The following is a 15211-nucleotide window of genomic DNA, read 5'->3' on the forward strand; positions in this document are numbered from 1 at the left end:
AGTTAGTAATGAAATAAAATAATTTCGATATTATTCAATCTCAACAAAAAACTTGATTTTATTACTTAAATTTTGAGCGACCCACTTATGATCTTTAAACAAAAATGATACATTGGCATCAGTGTTTACTAATTTAGGGAAATATTATGAAATCACTATTGATAAGCAAAGCTCCTGGGCCTTATAAGCCTGAAAGAGAAAAACATCGATTCTATGGATTTAATCCCTCTAATACCCATGATAAAAACTTACTTAAATGGACGAACAAATATCAACGTCTGTCAAAAGAAATTGATGCGAGATTATCCTCAGTTCAAACCTTACCCGCGGCTTATGATGAGAGAAAGAAACAACAACTTTCAGGATTCAGGTTTTTCATTACCCCAAGCATAAACACGGAACGCCCTGAGGGAATTGCTTTTATAACCTCTATTGCACAAAGCCTAAACTCTCCCAAGAATATCCCCGCTTCAAAATTAGTCGGCTTAAAAAAGGACTATCATAAATTAGAAACTCGGCTGAGAGACAGTTTAACCATTATTGATGGCGCTCATTTGTTTGTATTAATGAGAATTGAAAATGATTATAAAAGTGCCTGGATAAGTAAAGATCCAAAATCCAGCCAACTTTATCAAGAACTATCACAACGATTAGGCGAGAAAACGCCTGCTGAGCAAAAAACTTGTTTAGAAACATTTCGAGATTATTTAAACAATTCCGATACCCAAGCTAAAATTAATTTTGGTTCTTTAACGCCAGAAAAGATGCTGGCCAAAATCAATGAATATATTGATCAACTTACACCGACTGTTGGGCTAAAAAACTAATTTAACATTTACAAGGAAAGTGCCAATGTCAATCCCGGTCACCACAAGTAATTCCTTTGAAGGGAAACCCATTAAACAATATTTAGGCATTGTACGCGGAATTGTGGTTCGTTCGCCAACAATTACCCAAGGATTAATGGGCGGGTTAAAATCCATTGTTGGTGGAAAAATTGGATCGTATACCGAGATGTGCGAGCATGCCAGAGAGGAAGCCTTTGAGCTAATGTTAAAGCACGCCGAAGAACTTGGAGCAAACGCTGTAATTTCGATGCGATATGATGCTGGCGAGTTGGGGCAGATAGGCACAGAGGTTTTGTGTTACGGCACCGCGGTAATTATTTAACTTAGAAAAGCAGTTGAGCTTGTAGCCTTCATAGTAGGGCTTACTGCTTTTTCTAGATTTAATCATCGGTCTTTTGAGTAAGGTTGCCTGATTACTCGGAATCAGGCTTTTTTCTGCTCACTACCCCCCTAATTGACTTTTTAATGATCCCTATCTAATTTTAATTCTTTAGAACAGCTTAAAACACCTAGTCAATAACTACCTGGACTTTGGCCATTTTTATAAAATTGTTTAATAATGCGTCTTTGCGAGCGTTAGCGAAGCAATCCTGCTCGGAACTCTTATTGAAAATCCTTCTGGATTGCTTCACTTTGTTCGCAAAGACAGCACCTTCTGGCTCAAATTAAAAATGACCGAAGTCCAAGACTACATAATTCGTCATTTTTGTCCTATTATTAACTAACAAGATTTTTTTTGAATCAGGAAGGATCATGAAAAAACAGCGCAAAGGATTATTGGAACAGAGCAATAACGAAAAAAGAGGAAATCAACCATCAAATCACAAGCGACCTAAAGAGACTCGGAGTATAGACAAAACGATTAGTTATACCCCCCATGACTTTGACTATAATGCAGACCATGAAGCATTTCGGTCAATAAATTAATGATATACCCGTGATCGTTCAAAATGCGTGATTAATACTTTTTCTTTTTCGCCGTGCCACACTTTGAATGATCATGGGTATATACAAGAAGTATTCTTGCCATTTATGTCGCGAAAGGACGGAAGATGCTTGCTTTTATCACACACAAGGATTGTTTGTTACATAATATGGGGAACCTTCACCCTGAACGCCCCGAGCGCCTTCAAGTCATTGCAGACGCCATTAAACACTCATCATTACAGGATAAGGTACATTATTACGAAGCTCCTAAAGCGACACGTGAAGATTTATTGCGTGTTCATTCGGCAAACTATATGGAACATCTTTTCAATTTGTCTCCTAAGGAGGGATTGGTAACCCTTGATCCCGATACCAGCCTAAATCCACATACTATAGAAGCAGCATTAAGAGCCGCGGGTAGTGTTATTCTAGCCGTTGATCTGATAATGAATAAAAAATGTCATGCTGCATTTTGTAATGTACGTCCACCAGGCCATCATGCAGAGCCCAGCCAAGCGATGGGATTTTGCTTTTTTAATAATATTGCAATTGGCGCGGCATACGCTTTTGAGCACTATGGGTTACAACGAATTGCTATCGTGGATTTTGATGTTCATCATGGCAATGGAACAGAAGCGGTGTTTAAACACAATAACAACCTGTTACTCTGCTCATCATTTGAGCATCCATTCTACCCAAACAAGCCTTTTGCAACAGAACATGATCATCTATTAAACCTATCCCTCGCCGCAGGCACTGGGAGTATCACATATCGCCAGCAAGTTGAAACGCATTGGCTAGACGCAATCGATGCATTCAAACCAGAGTTTATTTTTTTCTCCGCAGGATTTGATGGCCATAAAGCCGATGCCATGGCTAATTTTAATTTAACAGAAGAAGATTATTCATGGATCACGAAAAAAATTAAACACCTAGCTGATAAACATTGCGATGGTCGCATTGTTTCAGCGCTAGAAGGAGGATATGAGTTATCTGTGTTAGGAAAAGCCGCTTTAGCTCATATAAGAGAGTTATGAGCCTTAATGTTCAGCACTTTCACTTCAGCTACTCAATGTTAACAAACGTTACGGGGTGGTTTTTTAGTTTTTGTATAGCTTTTTTTGACACGACTATCGGAAGCAAATGTCGAAACTGCACCCAATATCATGCAACCAACTTTTACCATTACCCGCGATAATTTAACCAAAAACGTTGATATCAAATTTTTTTTTAGAGACATGATGGCCTCATCAAGAGCAAGAACGATGCTAGGAAACGCCTGGGTTTATAAGTCCGAAAAGTGATACAATCAGTGCAAGTGGTCACTTGTACCACCTTACAGTAACGCCCCCTTTATACCCTCGAAATATAGTGCTAAAACAGGATTTATGTAAAGACATATTTGTAAAAAAATTTTAAAACTCACCACTAAGGATAAGACCAATCCCCTTCATGAATAGAGCGATAAATAAGATACATCGATATCAGCAATAAAATATGATAAACATCGTTATCATAACGATACTCAGGAGGTAAAGTATACCCTAATTCATAATTTGCCCCTTCGCGTAAAACAATCCAGACAACGTTTGAAAGCAACACAGCAAGAAACCCAATTTTGGTCAGTTTTTCGGTATAAACGGCGGCTAAACTATAAATAAAAAGCATGGAAATAGCGATATACATGTATTCATCATGAATTGTAAAAAGATACAAGAGCAATAACGAGATAAAGAGAACTAACATTCGGATCGAATCAGGTACTTTAATGGCGTAAATAACGCAGTAATTTAAGTATACAATCCCAAAGGCTATGACTAACCATAACCGCTCTAAAGCATGATTAGATACCCGATCTGTTAAACAATGAGCGACAGAACTTAATAAACTAAGAGCAAACGTGACAAAAAAGAAAGCCACTATAAAGCGAGTGAATTTTTCATTGCCTTTGATGCGATTCATTAAGGTGACAATAAAAAAATAAAACAAGCAAAAGGCCAATAGTAAGTCCGTTATGGTGTTTGTGAGAATTGCATTCAAGGCGCTCTCCTTGCGTCATTCAATTTGAGCATTTTATAATTAATCGCTAACTGAGTGCAATTTTAAACAACCAGGTCGAACCGATTATGTCATTGAGAAAAGGCCAAAGCTCAGACTCAGGAGCCTTCCCTGGTTAACAATAGACCCAAGATACTTCAAAATACGACTTTTATGCGGATATTTTTCTCAACGCTTGGGCAAAAAAATTATATCGCCTAAAATCACGCATTTTGAAGTATCTTGGGTATATATTTTTACCACCCTCTTGAGCGGTTCACAAACCTGTTTTATTCTAGAGCATATTTAACAAAAAGGGGCTAAAAATGCAGCTTATACGATCAACCTTGGATGGCGTTGGCACTGGAGCTGGTGTGGCATGGCCTTTATTTGGGATCCTCACATCCTCATTAGGCATCGCAGCTGGGAGCACGGTAGCCCTTGCGACGGGCTCTATTGCTAGTGTACTGTTTTGTGGCATTTGCTGTGGAATCTTTTTGATTTCTTATCAAAATGCCTTAAAACAAAATACGGCTGCCTCGGAAAAAATTAATAAATATATTAAAAGATTAAATATTGAAGTCAATCAATTACTTGAAGATAGCTATCAAGGGTATTTAGCCCATTGTAAATTAGAAAGCAAAGAGGTCAACGCTCATGATGCGCTTAGTTATATAAACAGCCGACTTAATTCTAAAATAAGAGCCGCAAAAAAATTCCCAACTAAATTTCAGTCGCCAAATACACTTAAGATCTTGGAGGAGTTGCTCAAGTCCGGACAACCTAAGAAATCCAATGAATTATTGTCCGCATTTATAATGCAAAAAATGGAACATAACAATAATCAGGAATTTATAGCCCTATACATTCAATCACTAATTCATAGAGTCGTTTTAGAGATACCCTTAAGTCCTTTGCCGTTTTCAAGTAGTTTTAAAACCGGTTTTGTCGCCTTTGCAGGAGCGTTTGGCTCAATTGCTGGATGTTCAGCTGGATTTATGGGGTTGCTCTCAGGGCTGGGGGTGATTAGTGGGTTTTCTGCGCTTCCGGTGCTTGGTTTAAGCATTTTAGGGATTGCTACCGTCCTAGCTATTGTTGTTGCGGTGGAAGCGGTCAGAAATGCGACTGAATTACATAAACTCAACTCGTTAAAATCAAGCATTAAATTAGTATGTAACGATTTAAAAGACATTCATAATGAATTTGATATTCAATCTAGAGCGGAATCAATCGCTGCCAATACAATGAATGCACCTCATCATCCACCCGTGTTTCGTCATCGCTTTTCTAATTCCAGCGATGATAGTGATGATGAAGATGTTGAACACAGGCAAGTACAGACAATGTGAACTAAGAATTCAAGAAGTGCCTATTTTGCTTAATTTTTCTAGAATTTAGACGAGGGGAATAACCATGTATCGTGCAGGCCAAGGAAATACTAAATTTCGTGAATCAATTAAATCGCCAGAAAAATGTCGTTTTTTCAAATCTCTGGAAGAAGGACAAAACCCTAATGCGTGGCTTTTGACATGCTGTGATTCAAGAGTCGTTCCGAGTCAATTTACCGAGACCAAACCAGGAGAGCTATTTATTCATCGCAATGTTGGGAACATTATTTCACCAGAACCGACAGAAGCCGAGATAAAAGTCACTATCGAATATGCTTTAAAGTACCTTGAGGTTGGAGAAATAATTGTCTGTGGTCATACAGATTGTGGTGCGATGAAGGCATTAATTAACCCGGAAATGGTAGAGGACTCACCTATAATTAGACAATATTTAAAGCACGCATCTCCCGTGTTAGAGAAGATTAAAGACATTCGTGATCCTCGCCAGAAACTCCAAAAAGCGATTGAAGAGAACGTTCTACTACAAATTGAACATTTAAAAACTCACCCTCGTGTAAAAGAGGCGCTAGAAGCCGGTTCAATAAAAATTCATGGCTTCGTTTATCATATTGGAACCGGGGAATTACACGCTTATGACCCAACGCAAGAGAAATTTGTTCTAATAGATGAGTGTGCGGAATTTAAAACGCTCCATAGTGCGGCACATGCTTGAGAAGCTCATAATCCAGCTTGGTTCTGTCTCGCTTTATATTGAATTCTTGTGTAATCTTTTATGTATCGTGCTATTCATTAGTTTTAATCATCCATGCCAATTCACTGCATAAGGGCTTTACAAGCCATAATGTTATTACCCTTGCTGATTTATGGTTCTAGTTCTTATGCATCAGAAACGGTAGAACAGTCGTCCAACACTGTAATTCAACCCCCCAATATTGGCAACTATTCAGTCCAAGGCTCGCAGCAACCAGGACCGCTGTTTGCATTTGGTCAATTCACAATTGATCGCAACCAATCTCAGTTGTTTTTAAACCCCTCCTATTTAAACGGGTTTCAGCAATATCAGTGGACCATTTCACCCCTTTACGTTTATGGAATTACTGATAACCTCACCATGCTAATCAATACCCCTATTGCGGTACTGTACTACCAAAAGCCATCACGTTCCTATGGGCCATCCGACACCGATGTTCAATTTGAATACGCCTTTTATAATGGGTCTAATCGCCGATATACCGATCAAGCGACTGTGGTTGTAGCTGGCACAGTCCCTACTGGTTCTGCCAAAAAGGAGCCCAGCACAGGACTTGGCGCTGCTTCAGTTTTTATGGGCGGAACCTTTGCACGCATGTATGTGGATTGGTATGGATTTATCTCTCCAGGCATTACCTGGATTCCTCCAAACAATCAATCCGATTTGAATCTTATTTATTATTACGATGCTGGTATTGGTAGAAATCTCTATAGTGTCTCAGATCGTTATTATTGGTTTGCGCTGGTTGAAGTCAACGGAATGTATTTTGGCTTTGATGCAGCCAGAGAGTTTGTAAAACCCAACTCAGGTAACAACATTATCTTCGTCTCCCCCTCCTTAATTTATGCCACGGAACACCTGTACCTTCAGTTTGGTGTTGCAATACCAGCGTATCAAAAATGGGTAAGTTTTGAAGATAAACTTAATTACGAAGCAAGTTTTTCTATAGGTTGGACGTTTAATTAGGACACAAAACCATGATATGGATTAGTCAACTTCATTTATGGATTGCATTAACCGCAACCCTCATCCTAATGTTATTTCATTACTTAAGCCCTTGGTTTGCCGACCACCTTCCGGGGCGAGGAAAAATATTTGTCTCCTTTGCAGGCGGTACGGCCGTTGCTTATGTGTTTTTACACATGTTGCCCGAATTAGTGGAATACAATGAGCCTATAGGTCGATTTCTCGTGAATCAAGATTGGTTAACCCCATTTACTGAATTAACCATTTATATCGTCGCATTAATTGGTTTTCTTGTTTATTACGGTCTTGAACTAACCGCAGAGCGATATCAACAGGCGGAGCAAAATTATTGGCTCGTATACGGGCTTCATCTTGGAATGTTTTGTCTTTATAACTTTTTAATCACATACACCATGTCATTGCGAGTTCAGGAAAGCCTTAGTGCGACTATTCTCTTTACTTTTTCCATGGCCTTACATTTTGTTCTTACCGATCGCAAATTTTCACGTCTTTATAGAAACTTATTTAATCACCTTGGTCGATTTATTTTAATCAGTTTTTTATTTCTAGGCTGGCTATTTTCAGTCATTTTTGATCCTGTCAATGTAGTCGTTGCTGCATTCATGGTTGCTTTTTTAGCCGGGTCGGTTTTATTAAACGTGTTCAGAGAGGAATTGCCGGTCGCGGGTTTAGCAAATTATCGTTGGTTTCTTTATGGTTCTGGAATCATTACAATTATTTTATTATTGCAAACCTGGTCAGCTGTAAATTTAAATTTTTAACTTCATAATTGAATCGATAAATCATTAACTTCCTGAAATATTTCTTTTAAATGATATAATGAAAGAGTACTATAAGCGTCTATTTTGAGATACTGACACACTAAGAATACTATGCTTGAAGCGGTAATATTTGACTTTGATGGAGTTATTTTAGACAGTGAACCGCTCCACTATGAAGCTTGCTGTATGTCCTTAAAGACATTGGGTTTATCAATAACTTATTCTGAATATATGGCAGACTACTTAGGGTTATCTGATAAAGAAATGTTTCCCCAATTACTTATGAGTCAAGGCCACTATCTTTCTCCGAAAGAAATCAATTCCCTCATCGATAAAAAAATTGAAAGTTATGCATATCTAATTAATAGCCGAAATAAGTTACCCTTTATTCCAGGCGTAGAACAATTTATTACAAACCTTCATCAAAAGAGCATAAAAATAGCCATCTGCACTGGCTCCACCAAAACAGAGCTCCTTCCAGTGCTCGAACGATTTAAATCAGGCAATCTAACCCATTACTTTGATGTAATAGTCACTTCTGAAGAGGTTCAGTACGGAAAGCCTTCACCAGAAGGATATCTACTTACAATAAATCGACTTGGTGTATCGCCGAAGCATTGTCAAGCTTTTGAAGACTCTCCTTATGGGATAGACGCCGCAAAAAAAGCTGGCTTAAAAGTAACAGCACTGGCTACAACCCATAATAAGCACGAATTAAACGGCGCAGATAATGTGATTTCAAATTTTGAAGAGCTACTTACTGCGCAATCGATGCATAAAGCAGAAACCGCTTAATTTAGCCCAATTAAAGCGAAGGAATTTATCCCCTCGATCGCATTAATGCCGAGAGGCTTAAGACCTTAATCATGGCCTGGGCTCCCTTCATCATGGCTGCGGGTTTGACCGCAGCATCCTCAAAACCAGGCGAACACTATGACCAACGCGATAAGACTTCAGCCATTCTAAAGAATGGTCCAAAAGATAGCTCCAGGCTGAGCAGACCAATAACTTCCCTGAGAAGAGACATACTTTGCATGAAGGTTATTCATCGTATAAACTTCCCCAGTTACATTCCCTGCAGCTAAAAAGCAAAGATGTTGCTTAGAAATTAATGAAACAGATTTATTATTGCAGGTGTAGACTAATTGGGCCGCGGGGCCAGACAAATAGCCTTGTTGCATTTGAAAGCTCGGTGTGGTTTCACCGTTAGAAATAAGTTTTGGAACTTGACCTGAAGCCAAGGTTCCACTCATAAAATTGGCGGCTTTGAGCTTACAAGCCCCGCCACTGTAATTTTGAATCGAAACACGCAGGTAGCCACAAGCGCTATCGGCCAAAACCACGGAGGGAATCAAACTTAAAATCACAGGAAATATTAATCGTCTCATAGTAGCCACCCTTTATGGATTGAAAACTAACCCGTCTATCGGATTTCATCATAGATGAAACGGTAAGTCTAGGTAGTCGCTTAACCCAGCACGGCTGTCCCACCATAAATTTATGTGTACTTATAAGCATAGTTGACCCTTTCTAACTCAAAACTCGTCGTTGCAAGCCATGGCGAAGCAATCCAGTTCGATGTTTTTTAATGCACATCGGCCTGGATTGCTTCACTTCGTTCGCAAAGACGTGATTTTGATGGGACAGCCCTGCTTAACCCAGAGTAATTACCAACTTGAACGTACTCTTCAAACAAGATCTCTCGAACAGATATACCCGTGATCGCAACCAAAATTCTATCTTCCGCCTACTTGGCTGACTTATTAAATCTGTCAAGCCAGAAATATTGAATTTGGATTGTTTTTCTGAAATGATGAACGCTCAATTAAAGGAGTCTCGCTTTGAATAAAAAGGCTGTATTTTTAAATAAGATAAGTGGAAATTTATTTCTTGGCGGCTTATTTCTTTCAAAACTAAGATACATTCCATTATTAGCTCTGAGGCCAATCCTTGATCTTATGTCATTATTGGCTTACTCAATTGGATATATGGCCTGGTATGCAGCCACAATATTTTATCCTGATCACCCTCGAAAACGTGATCGTTGGTATGGATTTACAGAATTTAAAGAACAGTATCAACTGGCTTCCTTTATAGGCTTATTTTCCACAATATTATGCTTAGTTAATCCCGCGCTGATTCTCGTTTCAGTGTGGCTGTTTACTCTGAGTAATGCTCTCTGGGCCATCAGTGAATATCATCGTTACAAACACCCCCCTGCTTATGAGGAAAACTTCTCATCCGAACGGCAGGCCATGTATCTAAGATACACATTTACAGCTCTCGGTGTTAGCCTTATCACTGCCATCACAACCACCATTGCCGTTCTTTTTCCACCAGCCGCACTCATTACCTTTGTTTTATCCGCCCTCTATGGAAATGCTTTAACCCTCTTAGCCTTTTATTACTGGAAGCAAAGTATCTTTACTCATTTTGAGCCAGATGTGCTGCCTTCAACGACTTATTCTGAAATCTCCTCAAAAATGGGTGTTCAACCTGAACAGAGGTTAACCGTTGAACTGACTGAGACAAATTCCCAGAGTTCCTTATGGCGGACACCTATTAGAATCCCCAGGCCTGCAACCGATTTAACAAATGATCAAACTCAAGCGTTAAGATAAAATAAAAATCCTTGTTCGTTTTATTCATAATGGGTATAGTTCGCTATGCGCTAAGGATAAAAACATGAATAATAAACTTTCCTTGATGATTAAAAAAGCTCGTGATGCTCTAAACAACGCTTACTCCCCCTATTCGAACTTTCAAGTGGCCTGCTGTCTAAGTAGCCCTGATGGATCTTTATACACAGGGGTAAACGTTGAAAACTGTTCATACAGCTTAACAACGTGTGCTGAAACATCGGCTATCGCCCAGCTAATTGCGAGTGGGAAAAGCACTATTCAAGATGTGGTCTTAATGAATGGCGAAAACACGTTATGTGCGCCCTGTGGAGCTTGTCGACAACGCATCCTCGAATTTGCAACCGAAGATACAAAAGTACATTTATGCGATCACAATCGAATCTTAAAAACGTTAGCAGTCAGTGAGCTACTGCCTTTAGCGTTTACATTTAAACCTAGTTCTGGAAGTAACAATGACTGAAACCATATCCAATCCCTATTTGGCTGCTGAACTTATTCAAAAGCGATTTCCCTTATTTAGCCCAAGCATTGGTATTGTGTTGGGCTCTGGTTTAGGAAGCTTTGCTGAGCAACTTGAAGATTCAATAATAATCAGTTACAGCGAATTGCCCGGATTTCCAAAACCTACTGTTCACGGTCATGGTGGTAATCTCGTATTGGGCTACTTATATGGCGTTGGAGTTGTCTGTTTACAAGGTCGCTCCCATAGTTATGAGGGTGAACGTAGCTTTGAAGCCGTTAAAACGTACATTCGGACGTTAAAAGTGCTTGGATGTAATTATTTTTTAGCAACCAACGCCTCCGGATCATTACGAGAAGACGTTGGACCTGGGGAATTGATGCTCATAAATGATCATATTAATTTACAGCCAGGTAATCCACTCGTTGGTCCCAATGAAGATGATTTTGGCCCTAGATTTTTTCCGTTAGATAATGCTTATGATGCTTATTTAAGAGAAAAACTGCTTCGAATAGCCCATAAGGAAAATATTAATTTACATCAAGGGGTATACATCTCTGTTTTGGGGCCAAACTATGAAACTGCGGCTGAAATTAAGGCTTTTCGGATTTTAGGCGCTGACGCTGTTGGTATGTCTACCGTTCCTGAGGTTTTAGTGGCTAATCATTGTGGCATGAAGGTTGCCGTGATTGCCACCATCACCAACTATGCAACTGGCCTTGCCAAAACCAGTCACAGCCATGATGCCGTAGTGCTAATGGCAACTCAGGCCGCTGAAAAATTGAACTTGCTAGTAAAACAGTTTGTCGCTGAGCTAGCATGAATTTATCCGAACAACTTGAGCAAACGAATCAATTGATTGCTAATCGCACTCTAAGAACGGTTAGCAATCAAGAAATCCTACAATTAATTGATTTAACATTACTCTCAAATACTGCGACTGAAGAAGATATTCTTCACTTGCAACACACTGGATCAAACTTAGATGTAGCCTCCATATGCATTTTGCCGAATCATCTATCAAGTCTTTCATACCCTCGTCCTTTCAAAACAGCGACGGTAATTAACTTCCCAACTGGAAATAACCCACAAAATGAAGTAGAACAATCTATATTACAGGTAATTAATCAATACAAAATCGATGAAATTGATTATGTGTTCCCTTATCAAAACTATGTTAATGGAAATAAGGAATTAGCGTTATCACTTTGTAAACGCAACTATCAATTATGCAAACAACACAACATCACCTTTAAGGTAATTTTAGAAACAGGCGCACTACCCTCAGCCGAATATATTTATACCTTAAGTCGAGAAGTAATTCGCCAGGGTTGCGATTTTATTAAAACTTCAACAGGTAAGATTGCTGTCGGTGCAACCATAGAATCCGCTTTTGCTATGTTGCAAGCCATAAAAGACTCCGAACTTCTCTGTGGGTTTAAAGCCTCAGGTGGAATAAAAACAAAGGCCCAGGCTTTAGAATATATTCACCTTGCTGAGTGTGTTTTAAATCGCTCTATTTCGAATGATTGGTTTCGTCTAGGAGCTAGTAATTTGATTACCGATCTGCTCTGAAAACGTTGTGGATATTTTTTTTAAGCAAGTGGTAATTTTATATTGACTTTACAGTATTTTTCCTCAACACACCAATGCTCGTAAAGGGTTGCAGCACTTTTAATTGCTTAACCACTCATTTGGCTTATCCACAAATTCTGTGGATAAGCCTGTGTGTATCCCATTAAGATCTGATAAACTCAGTGAGTTAGCTCATTGACCATAGATTTTCCAGTCCACCAGAAAGTTTTCCTTCGCACTACCTAATCCCTACTTAACCAATTAACAGACTCAGAGATGGCCTTAACAAGTCAAGCCAAGTGGGTTGTTCTGGATCGATTTATTCCCTACCTTTCTCGATTTTCGAGCCATCTAAATAAACATTAATTAATATGCTTTAACAAAGTAAGCAACATCTTTTCTTCTAACTGTTTTGCTTTACCGATGGATAAATGGACATTGTTAATAATAATCGAGAACGCTAAATGCTTCCCTGATGGGGTAATCAAATAGCCTGATAATGAGGACATATCATGCATGGTCCCCGTTTTAGCTAGCACTTTGTTTTCAAGATCGGTTGCCTTCATTCGCGCTTGAAGTGAGCCGGATTGTCCCATTCTTGGAAGCGCCTCGGATAAGTAAGGCCAAATAGACTTATCATTGTATAAATCTGTTAATAAAACCACCATTTGAGCCGGTGTAATGAGATTATACCGCGTACCTTGCCCATCTGAGATATCCATCTTTTTTGTATCCAGACTGGTATGCTTAGCGATTATTTGTTTAATAGCATAAGCCCCTTGCTTATACGTTCCTTCGCGAGTTAAAGAATATCCGAGCAATTTCGTTAAACTATCTGCATATACATTGTCTGATTCTTTTAACATATGCCCCACTAACTTAATCAGCTCAGGGGATTGATGGTTAGCGAGGAGTGTTGCGCTATCTGGAGTTTTACCGGTAATAATTCGCCCTTCTAATTTAATTCCGTTTGCGTTTAATGCCTGTTCAATGATCGCTTTAGCATAGAGCACAGGTTCAGGAATGGCTAACGCCAAGCGACGGGGTTCTTTATATTGCGGTAAACACCCATAAAGTCTCAGAGTATTATCTGGCTTAATATCGATATTAAAATTGCAGTGATTACGTTCCTCGGCATGACTAACTGAAATTAAATTATTAATCAGTTTAACAGGCGGATTGGAATTCTTAGTTTTAATGGTTACCTGTTCCCCAATTTTTTTGGGGCTGATAAAGTCAAACGTTTCTTTATTCTCATTCAAAATGACTGCTGAAGAAGGCGCAACATAATACCAACCCAAATCGTCATAATTAATGCCGGCAGCGTAATAAGGTGGTTTAAATCTTGAATCATCAACGACAATATTTCCTTTAATCGATTGAATGGAATGCTCTTTTAGTGCTTGTATCAATCGAATGAGATCTTCTTTTGAAAGTGAGGGATCGCCAGTAAAACGCAGATAGATATTGCGATCATCTTTTAACAGCGAGGTTTTATAATGATATTCTGGACCGAACCGATACAAAGATGCGGCAGCTGTAAAGAGTTTCATACCGCTGGCAGGGCTTAATAGTTTATTAGGATTTTGTTCATAAATAGATCGCCCAGTCTCAATATCTTTAACCACAACACCAACAGAAGCTTGTGGTAATTCAATAGAAATTAGCGAATCGAGATCCTCTTTTAAAGAAACGCTGTAGAGAACCGTTGGAACCAAAGCAAGCAAAACAAATAAGAAGGAAGCAACGCTTCTTTTAATGGTGCTCATATTCATATGTGGTCGTCCTTGGAATAATAATTCAGAATATCATTTTATTAACTAATACTAAAACTATAGGAAAGATACTTCAAAATGCGATATTTTAGGCAATATAATTTATTTGCCTAAGGATTCAGGAAAGCGACTAACAACCCGCCCTATCGCGAACTTTTTCTCAACGCTTGGGTGGGAAAAGTATCCGCATAACCGTTGCATTTTGAAGTATTTTGGATATCAGCTTAGAAAAAGGGAGCTTTTTTTCAAAATAAGAATTTACGCGTTAGTTTTTAAATCCTTCGGCCAAACCTTCCTTGTGCTGGTATACCCATGATCGTTCAAAATTCAAGTTTTTAGGCGCCTTATTGTTTGTCCTGTCGAATTTTAAAAAACTAGTAATGGCTCATTCCTTTGCGAGTTTTTTAAAATGCCGCAGGGCGAAAAAGAAGCCGCATAAATCACGCATTTTGAACGATCACGGGTATATATTCATTGTACAAGATTATTGGCAACGCCAGTATAAAGGGTTCCTTTTGCCTTACTGGCTAGCATTCTCCTAGGCAACCTCTCCTAAGTTTTTTAATCCGTAATTATCCATTGCAATGTACCATGTTGTGACCAGAAAAAACTACCCACATGGCCAGTATAGTCTGCATTTAAATGATGCAATTCAAGCACTTGACCCTGTACATCTCCGGCATGGAAAAAACAAAGATTTTGTTTGCTTCTTAGGGTAATTATTTTTCTATCTCCGCATTCATATGATAAAATCAGTTCCGGACCCATCATGCCTTGCGTCAAAGTAATGGGGTATGTGGTTGTATTCGCTGGGATAAAAGCTGGTACGCTGGAGGTATATTTATAATATCCTGAGTTTAATGAATGTCTTAATAATTTACAGGTATGATTGGTGTTATTAGTAATGAGCACATTGAAATTTTCACAGTTATTTGATTCTGCATAGCTATACAGGCTGATAGTAGTCAAAATTGCCCCAACCATTAAACTCTTATTTTTCATTTTTCCTCAGCTTGATCTCTGATAAAGTCGGCGCATTATACTAAGTGAACTTTTACTTTACAAACAATTTAGGAATATAGCCGTGATCGTTCAAAAT

16 protein-coding genes are annotated in these 15211 nt (G+C 38.8%); 12 read left to right on the plus strand and 4 right to left on the minus strand.

The features are described 5' to 3' along the window. Window positions 1-146 precede the first annotated feature (146 nt). The 3 genes from E1O47_RS00380 (at window position 147) to E1O47_RS00390 (ending at window position 2812) form a co-directional block, all read left to right on the plus strand. Window positions 147-827: a hypothetical protein gene (locus E1O47_RS00380; RefSeq protein WP_133129288.1), complete on the plus strand. Its 681-nt coding sequence runs from the start codon at window positions 147-149 to the stop codon at window positions 825-827. 25 nt (window positions 828-852) lie between these two features. Further along, complete coding sequence (locus E1O47_RS00385) at window positions 853-1170, plus strand: YbjQ family protein (RefSeq protein ID WP_133129289.1); 318 nt, start codon at window positions 853-855, stop codon at window positions 1168-1170. 730 nt (window positions 1171-1900) lie between these two features. Then, window positions 1901-2812 (plus strand): histone deacetylase family protein, encoded by a 912-nt coding sequence (locus E1O47_RS00390; protein ID WP_133129290.1) that lies wholly within the window; start codon window positions 1901-1903, stop codon window positions 2810-2812. Window positions 2813-3203: 391 nt separating this feature from the next. Here the strand turns inward: E1O47_RS00390 and E1O47_RS00395 are convergent, their stop codons facing one another. Further along, window positions 3204-3815, minus strand: coding sequence for a DUF6962 family protein (locus E1O47_RS00395; RefSeq protein ID WP_133129291.1), 612 nt, complete (start codon window positions 3813-3815; stop codon window positions 3204-3206). 323 nt (window positions 3816-4138) lie between these two features. Here E1O47_RS00395 and E1O47_RS00400 point away from each other — a divergent pair, with 323 nt between their 5' ends. The 5 genes from E1O47_RS00400 (at window position 4139) to E1O47_RS00420 (ending at window position 8455) form a co-directional block, all read left to right on the plus strand. Further along, window positions 4139-5161 (plus strand): hypothetical protein, encoded by a 1023-nt coding sequence (locus tag E1O47_RS00400; RefSeq protein WP_133129292.1) that lies wholly within the window; start codon window positions 4139-4141, stop codon window positions 5159-5161. Window positions 5162-5225: 64 nt separating this feature from the next. Then, window positions 5226-5873, plus strand: coding sequence for a carbonic anhydrase (locus tag E1O47_RS00405; RefSeq protein WP_133129293.1), 648 nt, complete (start codon window positions 5226-5228; stop codon window positions 5871-5873). A 129-nt stretch (window positions 5874-6002) separates the two neighbouring features. Continuing rightward, window positions 6003-6878 carry a hypothetical protein gene (locus tag E1O47_RS00410; RefSeq protein ID WP_133129294.1) on the plus strand — a complete coding sequence of 292 codons (876 nt, stop codon included), beginning with the start codon at window positions 6003-6005 and terminating at the stop codon, window positions 6876-6878. 11 nt (window positions 6879-6889) lie between these two features. Continuing rightward, window positions 6890-7660, plus strand: coding sequence for a ZIP family transporter (locus tag E1O47_RS00415; RefSeq protein WP_133129295.1), 771 nt, complete (start codon window positions 6890-6892; stop codon window positions 7658-7660). A 111-nt stretch (window positions 7661-7771) separates the two neighbouring features. Continuing rightward, window positions 7772-8455, plus strand: coding sequence for an HAD family hydrolase (locus E1O47_RS00420; RefSeq protein WP_133129296.1), 684 nt, complete (start codon window positions 7772-7774; stop codon window positions 8453-8455). 167 nt (window positions 8456-8622) lie between these two features. Here the strand turns inward: E1O47_RS00420 and E1O47_RS00425 are convergent, their stop codons facing one another. Further along, window positions 8623-9048 (minus strand): hypothetical protein, encoded by a 426-nt coding sequence (locus E1O47_RS00425; protein WP_133129297.1) that lies wholly within the window; start codon window positions 9046-9048, stop codon window positions 8623-8625. Window positions 9049-9501: 453 nt separating this feature from the next. On the opposite strand from E1O47_RS00425, the gene E1O47_RS00430 reads away from it, so the two are divergent. Genes E1O47_RS00430 through deoC form a run of 4 tightly spaced genes read left to right on the plus strand, consistent with a single transcriptional unit; the run spans window position 9502 to window position 12337 of the window. Beyond that, complete coding sequence (locus E1O47_RS00430; protein ID WP_133129298.1) at window positions 9502-10281, plus strand: hypothetical protein; 780 nt, start codon at window positions 9502-9504, stop codon at window positions 10279-10281. Window positions 10282-10303: 22 nt separating this feature from the next. Then, window positions 10304-10762: a cytidine deaminase gene (cdd, locus tag E1O47_RS00435; RefSeq protein ID WP_278025347.1), complete on the plus strand. Its 459-nt coding sequence runs from the start codon at window positions 10304-10306 to the stop codon at window positions 10760-10762. Beyond that, the gene (locus tag E1O47_RS00440) at window positions 10755-11585 is read left to right on the plus strand and encodes a purine-nucleoside phosphorylase (protein ID WP_133129300.1); all 831 of its coding nucleotides are present in this window, start codon (window positions 10755-10757) and stop codon (window positions 11583-11585) included. Before cdd ends, E1O47_RS00440 begins: the two co-directional genes overlap by 8 nt. Next, window positions 11582-12337 (plus strand): deoxyribose-phosphate aldolase, encoded by a 756-nt coding sequence (gene deoC, locus E1O47_RS00445; protein ID WP_133129301.1) that lies wholly within the window; start codon window positions 11582-11584, stop codon window positions 12335-12337. The genes E1O47_RS00440 and deoC overlap by 4 nt, the downstream gene beginning before the upstream one ends. 362 nt (window positions 12338-12699) lie before the next feature. On the opposite strand, the gene dacB is transcribed toward deoC, so the two are convergent. Further along, window positions 12700-14112, minus strand: a complete 1413-nt coding sequence (dacB, locus tag E1O47_RS00450) for a D-alanyl-D-alanine carboxypeptidase/D-alanyl-D-alanine endopeptidase (RefSeq protein WP_242601942.1) — start codon at window positions 14110-14112, stop codon at window positions 12700-12702. A 561-nt stretch (window positions 14113-14673) separates the two neighbouring features. After that, window positions 14674-15114, minus strand: coding sequence for a hypothetical protein (locus E1O47_RS00455; protein ID WP_133129302.1), 441 nt, complete (start codon window positions 15112-15114; stop codon window positions 14674-14676). Window positions 15115-15211 lie beyond the last annotated feature (97 nt).

The organism is Legionella yabuuchiae, from assembly GCF_900640115.1.
Taxonomy (GTDB): Bacteria; Pseudomonadota; Gammaproteobacteria; order Legionellales; family Legionellaceae; genus Legionella_A; species Legionella_A yabuuchiae.